At 75.0% G+C, this 16,400-nt stretch carries 14 protein-coding genes; 6 read left to right on the top strand and 8 right to left on the bottom strand.

What is annotated here, in order from left to right:
- Position 1: 1 nt before the first annotated feature.
- Complete coding sequence (gene imuA' / locus CAE01nite_RS15450) at positions 2-982, bottom strand: DnaE2-dependent mutagenesis accessory factor ImuA' (protein WP_146906374.1); 981 nt, start codon at positions 980-982, stop codon at positions 2-4.
- 279 nt (positions 983-1,261) lie between these two features.
- Here imuA' and CAE01nite_RS15445 point away from each other — a divergent pair, with 279 nt between their 5' ends.
- The 3 genes from CAE01nite_RS15445 (at position 1,262) to CAE01nite_RS15435 (ending at position 3,747) form a co-directional block, all read left to right on the top strand.
- Positions 1,262-1,792, top strand: coding sequence for a YbhB/YbcL family Raf kinase inhibitor-like protein (locus tag CAE01nite_RS15445; protein ID WP_146906372.1), 531 nt, complete (start codon positions 1,262-1,264; stop codon positions 1,790-1,792).
- The gene (locus tag CAE01nite_RS15440; protein WP_146906370.1) at positions 1,789-2,403 is read left to right on the top strand and encodes a YbaK/EbsC family protein; all 615 of its coding nucleotides are present in this window, start codon (positions 1,789-1,791) and stop codon (positions 2,401-2,403) included. Before CAE01nite_RS15445 ends, CAE01nite_RS15440 begins: the two co-directional genes overlap by 4 nt.
- Before the next feature lie 180 nt (positions 2,404-2,583).
- Positions 2,584-3,747, top strand: a complete 1,164-nt coding sequence (locus CAE01nite_RS15435) for a GGDEF domain-containing protein (protein WP_146906368.1) — start codon at positions 2,584-2,586, stop codon at positions 3,745-3,747.
- 18 nt (positions 3,748-3,765) lie between these two features.
- Here the strand turns inward: CAE01nite_RS15435 and CAE01nite_RS15430 are convergent, their stop codons facing one another.
- The 6 genes from CAE01nite_RS15430 to CAE01nite_RS15405 all read right to left on the bottom strand — a co-directional run bounded on the left by CAE01nite_RS15430 (position 3,766) and on the right by CAE01nite_RS15405 (position 11,406).
- Entirely contained in the window at positions 3,766-4,605 is an 840-nt protein-coding gene (locus CAE01nite_RS15430; RefSeq protein ID WP_222595953.1) for a TrmH family RNA methyltransferase, read from the bottom strand.
- 30 nt (positions 4,606-4,635) lie between these two features.
- Positions 4,636-6,537, bottom strand: a complete 1,902-nt coding sequence (locus tag CAE01nite_RS15425) for an ABC transporter ATP-binding protein (protein ID WP_146906366.1) — start codon at positions 6,535-6,537, stop codon at positions 4,636-4,638.
- A 140-nt stretch (positions 6,538-6,677) separates the two neighbouring features.
- The gene (locus tag CAE01nite_RS15420) at positions 6,678-8,426 is read right to left on the bottom strand and encodes an ABC transporter ATP-binding protein (RefSeq protein ID WP_146906364.1); all 1,749 of its coding nucleotides are present in this window, start codon (positions 8,424-8,426) and stop codon (positions 6,678-6,680) included.
- Positions 8,427-8,565: 139 nt separating this feature from the next.
- Complete coding sequence (locus CAE01nite_RS15415) at positions 8,566-9,894, bottom strand: SPFH domain-containing protein (protein WP_146906362.1); 1,329 nt, start codon at positions 9,892-9,894, stop codon at positions 8,566-8,568.
- A complete protein-coding gene (locus CAE01nite_RS15410; protein WP_146906360.1) occupies positions 9,891-10,415 on the bottom strand; it encodes an NfeD family protein in 525 nt (174 codons plus the stop codon). Before CAE01nite_RS15410 ends, CAE01nite_RS15415 begins: the two co-directional genes overlap by 4 nt.
- A 205-nt stretch (positions 10,416-10,620) precedes the next feature.
- Positions 10,621-11,406 carry an ABC transporter ATP-binding protein gene (locus tag CAE01nite_RS15405; RefSeq protein ID WP_146906358.1) on the bottom strand — a complete coding sequence of 262 codons (786 nt, stop codon included), beginning with the start codon at positions 11,404-11,406 and terminating at the stop codon, positions 10,621-10,623.
- Positions 11,407-11,477: 71 nt separating this feature from the next.
- On the opposite strand from CAE01nite_RS15405, the gene CAE01nite_RS15400 reads away from it, so the two are divergent.
- Positions 11,478-12,290 carry an Rv1486c family protein gene (locus tag CAE01nite_RS15400; RefSeq protein WP_246131258.1) on the top strand — a complete coding sequence of 271 codons (813 nt, stop codon included), beginning with the start codon at positions 11,478-11,480 and terminating at the stop codon, positions 12,288-12,290.
- Between the two features lie 152 nt (positions 12,291-12,442).
- Complete coding sequence (locus CAE01nite_RS15395; RefSeq protein ID WP_146906356.1) at positions 12,443-13,648, top strand: PQQ-dependent sugar dehydrogenase; 1,206 nt, start codon at positions 12,443-12,445, stop codon at positions 13,646-13,648.
- A 72-nt stretch (positions 13,649-13,720) separates the two neighbouring features.
- On the opposite strand, the gene glgA is transcribed toward CAE01nite_RS15395, so the two are convergent.
- Positions 13,721-14,938 (bottom strand): glycogen synthase, encoded by a 1,218-nt coding sequence (glgA, locus tag CAE01nite_RS15390; protein ID WP_146906354.1) that lies wholly within the window; start codon positions 14,936-14,938, stop codon positions 13,721-13,723.
- A gap of 82 nt (positions 14,939-15,020) precedes the next feature.
- Between glgA and CAE01nite_RS15385 the strand changes: the two genes are divergently transcribed.
- A complete protein-coding gene (locus CAE01nite_RS15385; protein ID WP_146906352.1) occupies positions 15,021-16,262 on the top strand; it encodes a glucose-1-phosphate adenylyltransferase in 1,242 nt (413 codons plus the stop codon).
- Positions 16,263-16,400 lie beyond the last annotated feature (138 nt).

Genomic DNA, 16,400 nt, shown 5'->3' with positions numbered 1-16,400 from the left:
CTCACCCCACCATCCGCAGCGGCACGACCGGCACCCGGTCCGCGCGCTCGGGTGCGGCCGGACCGGCCGCGGCCGTCCCCGGGCGCACCGGCAGGACCACGTCCACGCGGGCGCCACGACCCGCGCTGCCACGCCCACCGCGGGTCACCGACATCCGGTGCCGGCGCAGGTGCCCGTGCCCGTCCCCCAACCCGGTCCACTCGACCGGCTCGGCAGCGAGGACCACGTTCGCCCCGGTCCACGGGGCCGTGGACAGCAGCACGGCGCCACGCTCACGCGCCCGTGCGGTCAGCCGGCGACGGTCGGAGTCCACGAGCGCCGCGCCGTCCCCGACGATCACCAGGTCGACCCCGTCGAGCAGGGCCGCGAGCACGGTAGGGGCGTCGGGCCCGGGCCGCGGCACGAGGGCCAGCCGGTCGAGGACCACCCCGGCCTGCTGCGCCGCCAGCAGCCCGGCACCGGGCAGGCCCACCAGCGCGACCCAGGACCCCTCCTGGGACGCCCGCGCGACCAGGGCGAGCACCAGGGAGGTGGACCCGGTCACCACGAGCGAGGAGCCACGGCGCAGCGCGCCCTCGGGCAGGAGGGGAGCCAGCACCGGCGTGACCGGGAGCGGCGGCCGGTCGGGATGGGTGAGGGCGGACGCCGACGTGGGAGGTACGGTGCTCGCCGCCGGACCGTCGGGCTCGGCCAGCCGGCTCGGCACGGCCGTGCGCACGGTGCTCGCCGAGGGGTCCGGCGTCGGGCTCGGTCCGGCGTCCGGCGACGGGCCCGGCACGACGTCGGGCACGGCGGTCGGCGCGACGACGGTCGGCACGGCCGGCACGGTCGGCACGGGCGGCAGGGCCGGCACGGCCGGCACGGTCGGCACGGTCGCCCGGGTGACGCGCAGGCCGCTGCGCGCTCCGGTGCGCTGCTCGGCACGGGCGAGCGCCGCACGTGCCAGGGCGGCACGGTCCACGCCGTCGAGCACGGTCGTCATGACACCCTCCCACCGGTCGTCGGCACGTTCGAACACCTGTTCGAACGTGTCCAGTGAACGGCCGTCGCCCGACGGTGTCAACCGCGCTCGGCGTGCCGTGTGGACGACCGTTCCGGGCGTGTCGGGACCTCCCGTCGGGCCTTGCCCCCGACCCGCCGGCGTTCCCGTGCCGCGCCTCCCGCGCTGCTCCACCCGGGGTCGCGCACGTCCGGCGGCGCGTGTCCCCGGCCCCGTCTAGCGTTCGGTGTCGCACCACTGCCCGAGCCCCCGAGGAGCCCCGTGGACCTGACCCGCCCCATCGCCCCGGACCCGTACTCCCTGCTCCCGGCCGTCCCGTCCTTCACGCTGACCAGCGACGACGTCGCCGACGGCGTGCCGATGCCGGCCGCCACCACCGCCGACGGCGACGACCGGTCGCCGCAGCTGTCCTGGGACGGCTTCCCGGCCGGGACCCGGTCGTTCGTCGTCAGCTGCTTCGACCCGGACGCGCCGACCCCAGCCGGGTACTGGCACTGGACGGTGGCGAACCTGCCGGCGACCACCACGTCGCTGCCCGCGGGCGCGGCCTCCCCCAACGGCGCCGCGCTCCCCGCAGGGGCGTTCCAGACCCGCAACGACGCGGGCACCACCGGCTACACCGGTGCCGCCCCGCCGCCCGGCGACCACGTGCACCGGTACGTCTTCGCGGTGCACGCCCTGGACGTCGACGCCCTGGACCTGACGCCCGACGCGACACCGACCGTCGTGGCGTTCACCGCCCTGTCCAGCACGGTCGCCCGGGCGACCCTGAGCCCCACCTCCCGGCGATGACCTCGTCCCCCGACCCCGTGCCGGGCTCCCCGGCCACCTCGGCCCCGACGACCCTGACGTGGCTGCGCGCCCTCGACCACCCCGAGCTCATGGCGCCCGCGACGCACGCCGCCCTGCTGGGCTGGGCCGCCGTCGACCCCGGCGTCGCGGACCAGGTCGCCGTCGCCCGGATCGACCCGGACCTGGCGGACACGGCCGCGCTCACCGCCGCCTACGGCCTGCCCCTGAGCACGTCGGCGAACTGCGTGGTCGTCTCGGGCAAGCGCGCCGGCGAGGAGCGCATCGCGGCGTGCGTCGTCCTGGCCACCACCCGCGCCGACGTCAACAACGCGGTCAAGCGGCTGCTGGACGTGCGCAAGGCGTCGTTCCTGTCCACCGACCGCGCCACCGCGGAGTCCGCGATGGAGTACGGCGGGATCACCCCGGTCGGGCTCCCGCAGGAGTGGCGCGTGCTGGTCGACTCCCGTGTCGTCGTCGCCGGGCAGGACGCCGTCGGGCACCCGGCCGTCATCGTCGGCAGCGGCGTGCGCGGGTCCAAGCTGAGCCTGCCGGGAGCCGTGCTCGGGCACCTCCCCGGCGCCGAGGTGGTGACGGACCTGGCGACCGCCTGAGCACGGCCCACCCCCACCTCGGCCACCGGCGCCCGGCCCCTCCCGGCACGGCCACCGGCGCACGGCCCCGCCCGGCACGGCACGGCACGGCCACCGGCGCACGGCCCTCCGGGCACGGCCACCGGGGTGATCTGCGCGGCGCGCTGTCACAACCGGCACCCGCCCGCCGACTGGACCGGCGTGAACCCCACCTGGTCCTCCCCCGTGCTGCACGGCGACCGCGCGCGCCGCGTCGACGCGCGCATCAGTGGCGGCATGACCGTGATCGGCTCGATGGTCGCGCTCGCGATGGCGCACTCCAGCCCGCTGCCGGCGCTGGCGTACGGGTTCGCCCTGACCTGCATCCTCATCGGGCTGCTCATCGTGCGGTTCGCCGTGCGGGTGCCCGGGTGGGTCCTGTCGGGCACCAACGTCATGGGCTCCGCAGGCGTCACGAGCGTCGCGGTGCACGCCCCGGACGGCTACACGTTCGCCAGCGGCCCGATCCTCTTCGTCATCGCCGCGCTCCAGGTCGGCCTGCTGCGCGGCCGCCGCGAGTCCTGGGCGCAGCTGGCCTGGGCCCTGGTCACCTACGTCGTCGGCCTGCACCTGGTCGGCCTGCCGGCGTCGGCCGTCGTGGCGGCCGCCCTGCCCGTCGCGGTCTCGCTGGCCGTGGTCACCGTCGCGGTCACCCGGCTGCGGGCCCGCGTGCTGGCCCTCGGGGACGACCTGACCCGGTCGATCGCCGAGCTGCGGTCCCAGGCCGAGCACGACCCGCTCACCGGGCTGCTCAACCGGCAGGGCTTGGTCCGGCGGGCGGCCCTGCCGTCGGTGCTGCTGGAGGGCTCGGTCCTGCTGCTGGACGTCGACCACTTCAAGCGGATCAACGACGAGCGGGGCCACCAGGCGGGCGACGACGTGCTCGCCCGCCTGGGACCCGTGCTCGCGGGGGTGCCGAACGGTCAGGAGATGGCGGTGCGGGTCGGCGGCGAGGAGTTCCTGCTCGTCCTGCGCGGGACCGACCTCGAGGCGGCACGCGCCCGCGCGGAGGAGGTGCGCGGGCTGGCGGCGCGGGCGCTGAGCTCGGCCGGCGTCGGACGGGTCACCGTCAGCGTCGGCGTCGCCACCGGTGCCTTCGGTGCGACGTTCGAGGAGGTCTACCGACGCGCGGACGAGGCCCTGTACCGGGCGAAGCGGACCGGACGCGACCGGGTCGTGGTGGACGACGCACCGGCTCCCGGCATCCCTCGGCCGGCCACGGCGGCGACGCGCGAGTCCCTCGACGGCGCCCAGCCGGTCGCCGTGGGTCAGCTCGAGCCCCGACCCGGTGCGGACCGCGTCCCCGCAGGCGGCACCGGCCGGTAGGGGTCCGGTTGCCGCGCCCTACCCGGCGCGGGTGGCCCAGAACGCGACCGCCGACGCGGCCGCGACGTTGAGGGAGTCCACGCCGCCGGACATCGGGATGCGCACCACGACGTCGGCGGCACCGACCGCCCCGCGGGACAGGCCGTCGCCCTCGGTCCCGAGCACGAGCGCGAGCCGCCCGGGCGCCCGGTCGGCGAGGTCGTCCAGCGTGACGGCGTCGTCGGCCAGGGCCAGCGCGGCGACCGTGAACCCGTCCGCGCGCAGGTCCTGCAGACCACCGGGCCAGCTCGTCAGCCGCGTCCACGGCACCTGGAACACGGTGCCCATCGAGACCCGCACCGACCGCCGGTACAGCGGGTCGGCGCAGCGGGGGCTGACCAGGACGGCGTCGACGCCGAGCCCGGCCGCGCTGCGGAAGACGGCACCCACGTTGGTGTGGTCGACGACGTCCTCGAGCACCGCGACGCGGCGCGCACCGGCGCCGCCGCGTGCGGAGGCGAGCAGGTCGTGGACGCCCGCCAGCGGCGGGCGGTGCATCGCCGCGAGAGCGCCGCGGTGCAGGTGGAAGCCGGTGATCGCCTCCAGCACCTGCGGCTCGGCGACGAAGACGGGCACGTCGCCCCCCTCGCCGGCGCCGACCTCCTCGAGCAGGTCCGCCAGGTCCGGCAGCCACTTCTCGGCCATGAGCAGCGAGCGCGGCCGGTGCCCGGCCGCCACCGCGCGGCGGATCACCGTCGAGCTCTCGGCGATGTACAGGCCCTTGGCCGGCTCGTGCTTGGAGCGCAGCGCGACGTCGGTCAGGCGGGTGTAGTCGGACAGGCGCTCGTCGTCGGCGGAGGTCAGGCGGTGGATCGGCACGGCGCCGATCCTCCCAGGGCCGCCGGCCCCTCACTCCACCGGCACCGCCGCGGCGAACTGGCTCGCGTACAGGTCGGCGTACGCGCCGCCGGCCGCGATCAGCTCCGTGTGGGTGCCGTGCTCCACGATCGCCCCGTGGTCCATCACGAGGATGACGTCGGCGTCGCGGATCGTCGACAGCCGGTGGGCGATGACGAACGACGTGCGGCCGGACCGCAGGGTCGCCATCGCCTGCTGCACGAGCACCTCCGTGCGGGTGTCCACCGACGACGTCGCCTCGTCCAGGACGAGGATGGCGGGGTCGGCCAGGAAGGCGCGCGCGATGGTCAGCAGCTGCTTCTCGCCGGCGCTGACGTTGCTGCCCTCGTCGTCCAGCCGGGTCTCGTACCCCTCGGGGAGCGTCCGGACGAAGCGGTCGACGTGGGTGGCCTGCGCCGCGGCGACCACGGCTGCGTCGTCGGCGTCCGGCGCCCCGTACCGGATGTTCTCCGCGATCGTCCCCCCGAACAGCCAGGTGTCCTGCAGGACCATCCCGATCCGGGACCGCAGCGCCTCACGGGTCATCGTCGCGATGTCGACGCCGTCGAGCGTGATGCGCCCGCCGTCGAGGTCGTAGAACCGCATCAGCAGGTTGACCAGCGTCGTCTTGCCGGCGCCCGTCGGGCCGACGATCGCGACCGTGCGCCCGGGCTCGGCGACCAGGGACAGGTGCTCGATGAGCGGCGTGCCCGGGTCGTAGCGGAAGGACACGTCCTCGAAGGTGACCCGGCCGCGCACGGGCAGGACCGGGACGGCCGCCGGCTCCGGGTCGGGGGTCTGCTCGTCCGCGTCCAGCAGCTCGAACACGCGCTCGGCCGACGCCACCCCGGACTGCAGCAGGTTCATCATCGACGCCACCTGGGTCAGCGGCTGGGTGAACTGCCGCGAGTACTGGATGAACGCCTGCACGTCGCCGAGCGTCATCGCGCCCGAGGCCACCCGCAGCCCGCCGACGACCGCGATCGCGACGTAGTTGAGGTTCGCGAGGAAGCCCATCGCCGGCTGGATCATCCCGGAGATGAACTGCGCCTTGAAGCTGGCCGCGTACATCTGCTCGTTGCGCTCGGTGAACGTGTCGATCGCCTGCTGCTGCCGCCCGAACACCTTGACGAGCGCGTGCCCGGTGTACATCTCCTCGACGTGCGCGTTCAGCTGCCCGGTCCAGGACCACTGCGCGACGAACTGGGGTTGGGAGCGCTTGGCGATGGCGACCGTGACCGCGATCGACAGCGGCACGGTGACCAGTGCGACCAGGGCGAGCAGCGGCGAGATCCACAGCATCATCACCAGGACGCCCACGACGGTCAGCAGCGCCGTGATGAGCTGCGACAGCGTCTGCTGCAGCGTCTGGGCGACGTTGTCGATGTCGTTCGTCACCCGCGAGAGCACCTCGCCGCGCTCCTGGCGGTCGACGTACCGCAGCGGGAGGCGGGACAGCTTGGCCTCGACCTGCTCGCGCAGCCGGTAGGTGCTGCGCTGCACGACGTCGGTCGTGATCCGGCCCTGCATCCAGCCGAACAGGAACGACCCGACGTAGACCAGCATGACGACGAGCAGCACGCTCGCCAGGGCACCGGTGTCGACGCCCGCGCCGGGCACGACGCCGGACCCGGCGACGACGTCGGCGAACCGCTCCTGCCCCTGCGCGCGCAGCCCCTCGACCGCCTCCGCCCGCGTCGTCCCGGCCGGCAGCCGGCGCCCGAGGAAGCCGGCGAAGACCAGGTCCGTCGCACGGCCGAGCAGCCGGGGGCCGGCGACCGCGAGCGCGACGGAGAGCACGCACAGGACGCCGACGACGGCGATCCGGGCGCGCTCGGGAGCCAGCTGGCGCAGCAGGCGCCGGCCGGACCCGGTGAAGTCCATCGACTTCTCGACCGGGACGCCCATGCCCATGGGCCCGTGAGGTCCTCGCGGCGGGCGGCGGGGCACGGTGGCGGACGGGGCTGCGGAGTCCGCAGACGCCCCGGCGGGCGGCGCGGGGGGACCGGCGGGCGGACCGCTCGGCGGCACCGGCGGGCGCGCCCCTCGCGAGCTCACGCGGCCTCCTCGAGGCTGAGCTGGGACAGCACGATCTCCCGGTACGTGTCCGACGTCCCCATGAGCTCCTCGTGGGTCCCGGCGGCGACGACGGCGCCGGCGTCCAGCACGACGATCTGGTCGGCGTGGCGGATCGTGGCGACCCGCTGGGCGACGACCACCACGGTGGCGTGCCGGGTCTCGGGCACCAGGGCCGCCCGCAGCCGCGCGTCCGTCGCGACGTCGAGGGCGGAGAAGGCGTCGTCGAACAGGTACAGGGACGGGCGGCGCAGCAGCGCCCGGGCGATCGCCAGGCGCTGGCGCTGGCCGCCGGACAGGTTCTGCCCGCCCTGGACGACCGGCGCGTCCAGACCGCCGTCCATGCGCTCGACGAACTCGCGCGCCTGGGCCACCTCGAGCGCGTGCCAGAGCTCGTCCTGCGTGGCGTCCGCCTTCCCGTACCGCAGGTTGCTCGCGATCGTGCCGCCGAACAGGAACGCCCTCTGCGGGACCAGCCCGATGCCGGCCCACAGCTCGTCGGGGACCCGTTCGCGGACGTCGACCCCGTCGACGAGCACGGCGCCGCCGGTCACCTCGATCAGCCGGGGCACCAGGTTGAGCAGCGTGGTCTTCCCGGCACCGGTCGACCCGATGATGGCCGTCGTGCGCCCCGGCGCAGCCGTCAGGCTGACGCCCCGCAGCACGGCGGCCTCGGCGCCGGGGTACCGGAAGTCGACGTCGCGCAGCTCGAGCCGACCACGCAGCCCCCCGTCCGCGGCGGGCGCGGGGCGGCGGGGCCGGTCCGGCGGGCGGACCGTCGGCTCGGTGTCCAGCACGGACGTGATGCGCTCGGAGGCGACGACGGCGCGCGGCACCATGACGAACATCATCGTGGCCATCATCACCGCCATGAGGATGTACATGATGTAGCTCAGGAACGCGGCCAGGGCGCCGACCTCCATGACGCCGTCGTCGACCCGACGCCCGCCGAACCACAGCACCGCGACGCTGGTGGCGTTCATCACGAGCATGACGGCCGGGAACATCAACGCCATCAGCCGGCCCACGCGCACCGACGTCTCCATGAGCTCGGTGCTGGCCGCCGCGAACCGCTCGGACTCCCGACGCTCCCGGACGAACGCCCGGATGACGCGGACCCCGGCGATCTGCTCGCGCAGCACCGCGTTGATGCGGTCGATGCGCTTCTGCATCACCCGGAAGTGCGGCACCATCCGACGCACGATCATCGCGACGGTGACCGCCAGGACCGGCACCGCGACCAGCAGCAGGGACGAGAGCGCGACGTCCTCGCGCAGCGCCATGACGACGCCGCCGACCAGCATGATCGGTGCGACCACCATGAGCGTCAGCGTGAACAGCAGCACCATCTGGACCTGCTGGACGTCGTTCGTGGTGCGGGTGATCAGCGACGGCGCCCCGAAGTGGCCGACCTCCTGCGCGGAGAACCGCTGCACGTGGGAGAACAGGTCCCCGCGGACGTCACGCCCGAGCGCCATCGCGGTGCGGGCCCCGACGTACACGGCCACGACCGCGCACACCACCTGCACGAGGCTGATCGCGAGCATGACGGCGCCCGTGCGCAGGATGAAGCCGGTGTCACCGACCGCGACGCCCCGGTCGATGATGTCCGCGTTGAGCGACGGCAGGACCAGCGTGGCGACGGTCTGGACCACCTGGAGCACCAGGACGACCGCGACCTGCCCGCGGTACGGGGCGAGGTACTGCCGGAGCAGCCGGACGAGCATGGGGCCTCCGCCGCTCGCGGCGTCGGACCGGTGCCGGCGCTCGGGCGATCGTAGGCACCGGCGGGTTCGTCACCGCAGCGGATTTCGCCGACAGCAGTACGCGCCGGAGCGTCCGGCGCCGAGCCCCGCGTGAGCGTCGTCAGACCCCGCGGTCGCCGTCCGACCCGTCCCTGCTCGGCGGGACGACGCCCGTGCTCCCCGCGCCGGGCGCCTCCCCGGCCGGACCCGCGGCCGCACCGCGCGGCACGTCGACCGGGACCGCCGGGGGTTGCCCCGGCTCGGGGTGCGTCGTGGTCGGGTAGCGGGCGGGCTCGGTGGCGTTCGGACGCGCGGGCTGGCCGGTGTACGGACGCTGCCCGGCCGCCGCGGCACGGTCCGCGGGCGCACCGCTCAGCGTGCCGGCGCTGATGGCGTCCGCCGTGGCGGCCTCGGAGTCGTGCCGGGCCTGGGCGAGCGCGATGGCAGGGTCGGGCAGCACGGTCGGCGGCAGGTCCTCGGGCCGGAGCGGCGACGCACCGGCCGGTCGGCCGCCGCCGTCGCCGCCGGAGGGGGCGCCGTCCGACATCGCGGCGCCGAACCCCTTGGTGAGCTGCCCCAGTGCGCCGGTGAGCTCCGACGGCACGATCCAGACCTTGTTCGACGGGCTCGCCGCGATCCTCGGCAGGGTCTGCAGGTACTGGTACGCGAGCAGCTTGGGGTCGGCGTCGCCGCGGTGGACCGCGTCGAACACCTGGAGGATGGCGCGCGCCTCGCCCTCGGCGTTGAGGATCGCCGCCTGGGCGTTGCCCTCGGCCCGCAGGATGGCGGCCTGCCGGTCGCCCTCGGCGGTGAGGATCTGCGACTGCTTGACGCCCTCGGCGGTGAGGATGGCGGCGCGCCGGTCGCGCTCGGCGCGCATCTGCTGCTCCATCGACCCCTGGATGGACTGCGGCGGGTCGATCGACTTGAGCTCGACCCGGTTGACGCGGACGCCCCACCGGCCGGTCGCCTCGTCCAGGACGCCTCGCAGCTGACCGTTGATCTGGTCACGGCTGGTCAGCGTCTGCTCGAGGTCCATCGAGCCGACGACGTTGCGCAGCGTGGTCACCGTGAGCTGCTCGATGCCGGTGATGTAGTTGGCGATCTCGTAGACCGCCGACTTGGGGTCGGTGACCTGGAAGTAGATGACCGTGTCGATGCTGACCACGAGGTTGTCGGAGGTGATGACCGGCTGCGGCGGGAACGACACCACCTGCTCGCGCAGGTCCACCCCGGCGCGCACCCGGTCCACGAACGGGATGAGCAGGTGCAGGCCGGCGTCCAGGGTCCGGTTGTACCGCCCGAGCCGCTCGATGATGAGGGCGACGGTCTGCGGCACGATCCGCACCGCGCGGACGATCGCGACGATCACGAACAGGAGCAGGAGACCCAGGACGACGTAGCCGACGAGCGTGCCGACCGACGGGCTCGAACCGACAGCGGTGATCATGCGGTCTCCTCAGGACGGTGCGCACGCGGGCGCGACGGGGGGTGCGTGACGGACGGGTCGGGGGTGGGGGTGGCCTGCCGCGGCGGGCCGACGCTCGCGTCGTCGACGACGGCGGTCGCGCCGTCGATCCGCACGACGCGCAGCTCCGCACCCGCGGGGAAGACGACGCCCTCACGCGCGGCACGGGCCGACCACACCTCGCCGGAGAGCTTGACCCGGCCACCGTGCACGTCGACGTCCTGGACGACGATCGCCTGCCGGCCGACCTGGGCGGCGGCGTTCGTCTCCACCAGCGGCACGCGGGTGCGCAGGTGGCGCAGCAGCCACGGCCGCAGGGACACCAGCAGCAGGACCGACACCGCGGCGAACACGAGGATCTGCACGGGCAGCGACGCACCGAGCAGGTTCGCGATGCCGGCGGCGACGGCCCCGCCGGCGAACATCAGCAGCACCAGGTCGAGCGTCAGGACCTCGATCGCGATGAGCAGCAGAGCCGCTCCGAGCCACCACAACCAGTCCACCGTGGTCTCCCTCCGGGGCGGGAGCCCCGCGTCGAAGCGGGTTCGCTCCGGCACGCACTATGGCCTCGCCTGTACCGATCCTAGACGAGGTCTTTGCCGCCCTCGGGAGGTCGGCGAGCCCCGACGAGGTGCGGGGACCAGCGTCCGCCCGGCCGCGACCAGCCAGATGCCGCGCAGGGGGCGAGGCGGGCGCGGGCCCGACCGGTCAGCGGGCGGCGCGGGCTCCCCAGCGACCCTCGTGCCGCTCGACCGTGAGCGGCAGCCCGAACGCACCGGAGAGCTGCTCGGCGGTCAGCACCTCCTCGAGCGGACCCGCGGCGTGCACCTGCCCGTCGCGCAGCAGCAGCAGGTGGGTGAAGCCCGGCGGGATCTCCTCGACGTGGTGCGTGACCAGCACGAGCACCGGGGACCGCGGGTCGCCGGCGAGCTCGGCCAGGGCCGCCACCAGCTCCTCGCGCCCGCCGAGGTCCAGACCGGCCGCCGGCTCGTCGAGCAGCAGCAGCTCCGGGTCCACCATGAGCGACCGGGCGATCTGGGCGCGCTTGCGCTCCCCCTCGCTCAGCGTCCCGAAGGTCCGGTCGGCCAGGTCCAGGACGCCGAAGGCAGCCATGAGGTCCGCGGCGCGCTGCTCGTCGGGCTCCTCGTAGGTCTCCCGCCAGCGACCGGTCATGCCGTACGCGGCGGTGAGCACGACGTCACGCACCCGCTCCGCCGCGGGGATCCGGTCGGCCAGCGACGAGCTCGCCAGCCCGATGCGCTGCCGCAGCTCGAACACGTCGACGCGGCCCATCCGCTCACCGAGGAGGTCGGCGGTGCCGGACGTCGGGTGCATCCGCCCCGCGGCGATCTGCAGCAGCGTCGTCTTGCCGGCGCCGTTGCGGCCGAGCACGACCCAGCGCTCCCCGTCCCGGACCTGCCAGGTCACCGTGTCGAGGATGGTCTTGGTGCCCCGACGGATGGACACGCCCTGCAGGTCCAGCACCTCACTCATGGGGACCGACCCTAGCCCGCGCCGACCCCGGCGCCGCACCGCGACACCGCCGGCGTCGTAGGTTGGTCGCCGTGAGTGCGCCCGCCGACCTGCTGACCCTCCCGCGCTCGGTCCTCCTGGCCCTGTGGGTCGAGCGGGTCGGTGCCGGCTCCGGGCCGCTGCAGAGCGCACTGGACGCCGTCCAGGGAGAGGACGAGCCGCACACGGTGCGCCTCGGGGAGGGCGCCGACGCCTCCGGGGAGGGCCTCGCCGGCCTGCTGGCGGCCTGGTGCTCCGGTCCCCGGGACGTCGCTGCCGTCCTGCCGGCGCCCGGGGACCTGACCGGGGTACCGGCGGCGGCCGGCCGGCTCTCGGTGGACGCCGGCGAGTGCGTGCTCGTGCACGGCGCCGCCGGGTCGTTCGCCGCGGTCCCGGTCGTCGAGGAGTTCGGCAGCGCGCTCGAGCCCGGGTACCTGGTGACCTGGGAGGTCCGGGCCGTGCCGGACTGGCGCACCCGGCTCCTGGGCACCCTCGGCTCCCTGGCGGAGTCCGAACGCGACCTCCGCCAGGCGCTGATCTCCGCGACCGAGGCGCTCGCGTCGCTGGACGTCGCACGCTGGCGCCCCGACGCGGCCGAGGCGATCGCGTCGCTGCGTGGGGACACGCCCGTGCGGTGGCCGGTCCCGGACGGGCTCGACGGCCGCCGGCTGCGGGTCCTGGTCACCGCGGCGCGGCTGCGGGCCATCGTCGCCCTGGCCACGTCCGACGACGGCGGCGCGGTGAACCTGTGGCAGGCGGACCAGCGCTCGGCCGCGCTGCGCGAGGTGGACCGGGCGGCCCGGCGGGCGATGTCCGCCGCCACGGCGACCCCCGGCCAGGGACCGTCCGCCGCGGCGCGGTCCTGACCGAGGAGCGGTCCTCACCGAGGCGCGGTCCTCACCGAGGCGCGGTCCTCACCGAGGCGCGGTCCTGACCGAGGCGCGGTCGTGACCGAGGCGCGGTCTGACCGAGGCGCAGGCCCCTTGCGGGCCTGGCTCCCCCGGCCGAGAGTGGACGGGTGGACGACGCACCGGCCCGCGCCCCTCGCCGGGCGACCGTGGCCGTCGTCGCGCTCGGCCTTGTCACCACGCTCGCGGCGTGCACCCCCGCATCTTCCGAGCCGGACCCCGCCCCCGCCCCGCGCGCGACCGGGCCCGCCGCGGCGCCCGCACCCGAGCCGGGCGCCGCCGCGGCGCCCCCGGACGACGTCGCGTGGCCGGCCGGCCCGTCGCTGCCGCCGGCGACCGCCGAGCCGCAGGACGTCGTCACCGACCTGGCCAGCCCGTGGGGCCTGGCATTCCTGCCGGGCGGCTCGGCGCTCGTCACCCTGCGCGACGCCGGCGAGGTCGTGCTGCTCACCGGCGCCGGCCCGCGCACGCTGACCGGCCCGGGTGCCGAGGCGCTGGCCACCACGACGGTGCACGGCGGCGAGGCCGGGCTGCTGGGGGTGGCCGTGTCCCCCCAGGTCGCGGACGACCGCCTGGTCTACCTCTACCGGACGGCCGCCGGGGGCAACGAGGTGGTCCGGGCGACGCTGGACCCCGAGGCCGGGACGCTCGGCGACCTCCAGCCCGTCCTGGGCGGCATCCCGGCGGCCGGCAACCACGACGGGGGCCGCCTGGCCTTCGGCCCGGACGGCTTCCTGTACGTCACGACGGGGGACGCCGGGGACCGGGCCGCCGCCCAGGACCCCGACTCCCTCGCCGGCAAGATCCTGCGCCTGACGCCCGACGGCGCGCCGGCGCCCGGCAACCCGACCGCCGGCAGCCCCGTGTGGAGCCTGGGGCACCGCAACGTCCAGGGGCTCGCGTGGCGCGACGACGGCACGATGGTCGCCGGCGAGTTCGGGCAGGACACCTTCGACGAGCTCAACGTCGTCGTCCCGGGCGGCAACTACGGCTGGCCGGAGGTGGAGGGGCGCGCCGAGGTCGACGGCTTCGTCGACCCGGTCGCCGCCTGGAACCCCGACGACGCCTCGCCCAGCGGCGTGGCCGTCGTCGGCGACACCGTCTACCTCGCGGGGCTGCGCGGCCGGCGGCTGCTCACGGTCGGGCTGTCCGACGGCGACGCGCAGACCGGTGCGGCGCTGGTGGACGAGCTGGGCCGGCTGCGCCACGTCACGGTCGGACCCGACGGCGCCCTGTGGGTCGTCACGAACAACACCGACGGCCGCGGGCGCCCGGGGCCGGGCGACGACCGGATCGTGCGGCTGACCCCGCCCTGACCCCGCGGTCACCCGGGGCCGGGGCCGCCGCACCCGTCGTCGACCCCGCCGTGCCCCCCTCAGCGCGGGGCGTCAGCCCAGCACGGACCGGTAGACCTCGATGGTCCGCTCCGCGATGGCGGCCCAGGAGAAGTGCTCCTCGACCCGGCGGCGTGCCGCGACGCCCATGGCGGCCGCCCGCTGCGGGTCGCTGACCACGGCGGTCAGCGCGCCGGCCAGGTCGGCGACGAAGCGGTCGGGGTCCAGCGGTGTGCCGGTCCCGTCCTGCGCCTGGTCGATCGGCACCAGGAGGCCGGTGACGCCGTCGTCGACCACCTCGGGGATGCCCCCGGTCGCGGTGCCGACGACCGGCAGGCCGACCGCCATGGCCTCGAGGTTGACGATCCCGAGCGGCTCGTAGACCGACGGGCACGCGAACACGGTGCCACTGGCCAGGACGGCGACGAGCTCGTCCCGCGGCAGCATGCGGGAGATCCAGAACACCCCGCTGCGGGTCTCGGCCAGCCGCTCGACCAGGCCGCGCACCTCCGCCTCGATCTCCGGGGTGTCCGGGGCGCCCGCGCACAGGACGAGCTGGACCTCCGGCGGCAGCTGCTCGGCCGCGCGCAGGAAGTACGGCAGGCCCTTCTGCCGGGTGATCCGGCCGACGAACACGACCGACGGACGGTCGGGGTCGATGCCGAGGTCACGGACGACGGCGGCGGCGGCGTCGGCCTCCGGGGTGCCCGGTTCCGGGCGCTGCCAACCGGACAGGTCGATGCCGTTGTGGACGACGTGGACCTTGTCGGGGTCGACCTGCGGGTAGCACCGCAGGATGTCCGCCCGCATCCCGGCGCTCACCGCGATGATCCCGGCGGCCCCCTCGTAGGCGGTCCGCTCCGCCCAGGACGACAGCGCGTAGCCGCCACCGAGCTGCTCGGCCTTCCACGGTCGCAGCGGCTCGAGGCTGTGCGCCGAGATGACGTGCGGGACGCCGTGCAGGAGCCCGCCGAGGTGGCCGGCCATGTTGGCGTACCAGGTGTGGGAGTGGACCAGGTCGGCGCCGGCGACGTCGTCGGCGATGGCCAGGTCCACGCCGAAGGTCGCCAGGGCGGCGTTCGCCCCGCTCAGCTCGGCGGGGACGGGGTACTCGACCACGCCCTCGCCCTCGGCGTGCCCGCCCTTGCCGGTGAAGCACCGGACCCGGACGTCCAGGCTCTGGCGCAGCACGGCCGAGAGCTCGGCGACATGCACGCCCGCTCCCCCGTAGACGTTGGGCGGGTACTCACGTGTCAGCAGGTCGACTCTCACGCGCGTCACGCTAGCGCGACCCGACCGGTCGGGCGACGCGTCCGGGTGGCCTTCGTCACAGCGCCGGGCCTATGTTCTGCACATGGCAGCGCCGCGCGTCCTCGCAATCGTCCTCGCAGGTGGGGAGGGCAAGCGACTGATGCCGCTCACCTCCCACCGTGCCAAGCCCGCCGTGCCGTTCGGCGGCATCTACCGCTTGATCGACTTCGCCCTGTCGAACGTCATCAACTCCGGGTACCTCAGAGTCGTGGTGCTCACGCAGTACAAGTCCCACAGCCTCGACAAGCACGTCACGAAGACGTGGCAGATGTCGAACCTGCTCGGCAACTACGTGACGCCGGTCCCCGCGCAGCAGCGGGTCGGCAAGCACTGGTACCTGGGCAGCGCCGACGCGATCTACCAGTGCCTCAACATCATCGACGACGAGCGTCCGGACATCGTCGTGGTGGTCGGGGCCGACAACATCTACCGCATGGACTTCTCCCAGATGGTGGAGTCCCACATCGACTCCGGTGCCGAGCTCACGGTCGCCGCGATCCGCCAGCCGATCTCGCTGGCGAAGGACTTCGGCGTCATCGAGACCACCCCGGACGACCCGAGGCGGATCGCCGCGTTCCGGGAGAAGCCGTCCGACCCGGTCGGGCTGGCGGACTCACCCGGCGAGATCCTCGCGTCCATGGGCAACTACGTGGCGAACGCCGACGCGCTGGTGCGGGCGGTCACCGAGGACGCCGCCAACGCGGAGTCCAAGCACGACATGGGCGGCGACCTGGTGCCGTACTTTGTCGACAAGGGCACCGCGGGCGTCTACGACTTCATCCACAACGACGTGCCCGGCTCCACCGACCGGGACCGGGACTACTGGCGGGACGTCGGGACGCTCGACGCGTACTTCGAGGCCAACAAGGACCTCATCTCGATCACCCCGGTGTTCAACGTGTACAACGACGCGTGGCCGCTGCACACCGGCTACACCGGCCTGCCGCCGGCGAAGTTCGTGCACGCCGGACCGGACCGGATCGGCTACGCCGCCGACTCGGTGGTGTCACCCGGCGTCATCGTCTCGGGGGCGACGGTGTCCGGGTCGGTGCTGTCGCCGGGCGTCTACCTGCACTCGTGGTCGGCGGTGTCGGACAGCGTCCTGATGGACGGCGTCAAGGTGCACCGGCACGCCCAGGTGCACCGGGCCATCCTGGACAAGAACGTCATCGTCCCGGCCCGGGCGCGGATCGGGCTCGACCCCGAGCACGACATGGCGCGGGGCTTCACGGTCACCGAGTCGGGCATCACCGTCGTGCCGAAGGGGACGATCGTCGAGTCGTAGCCACGGCACGGCCGGACCCCCGGACGGGGCACGGCCCGCTCCGACGCCTCACGACGGCGCCGCACCCCGCAGGGGCGGCGCCGTCGTCGCGCCCGCCCCGAGCGGGCGCCCGGACCGGGCCCCGCTACCCTGCGTTGC

It is taken from the genome of Cellulomonas aerilata (assembly GCF_007991755.1).
Taxonomy (GTDB): domain Bacteria; phylum Actinomycetota; class Actinomycetes; order Actinomycetales; family Cellulomonadaceae; genus Pengzhenrongella; species Pengzhenrongella aerilata.
Note: the sequence above shows the minus strand (reverse complement) of the source record. Positions and strands in the feature narration are given on the sequence as shown.

Coding starts and splice junctions, on each gene's coding strand:
- CAE01nite_RS15425 (WP_146906366.1), bottom strand. CDS start 6,537: ATGGGCATGGGCGTCCCGGTCGAGAAGTCGATGGACTTCACCGGGTCC.
- imuA' (WP_146906374.1), bottom strand. CDS start 982: ATGACGACCGTGCTCGACGGCGTGGACCGTGCCGCCCTGGCACGTGCG.
- CAE01nite_RS15405 (WP_146906358.1), bottom strand. CDS start 11,406: ATGAGTGAGGTGCTGGACCTGCAGGGCGTGTCCATCCGTCGGGGCACC.
- CAE01nite_RS15415 (WP_146906362.1), bottom strand. CDS start 9,894: ATGATCACCGCTGTCGGTTCGAGCCCGTCGGTCGGCACGCTCGTCGGC.
- CAE01nite_RS15420 (WP_146906364.1), bottom strand. CDS start 8,426: ATGCTCGTCCGGCTGCTCCGGCAGTACCTCGCCCCGTACCGCGGGCAG.
- CAE01nite_RS15385 (WP_146906352.1), top strand. CDS start 15,021: ATGGCAGCGCCGCGCGTCCTCGCAATCGTCCTCGCAGGTGGGGAGGGC.
- CAE01nite_RS15440 (WP_146906370.1), top strand. CDS start 1,789: ATGACCTCGTCCCCCGACCCCGTGCCGGGCTCCCCGGCCACCTCGGCC.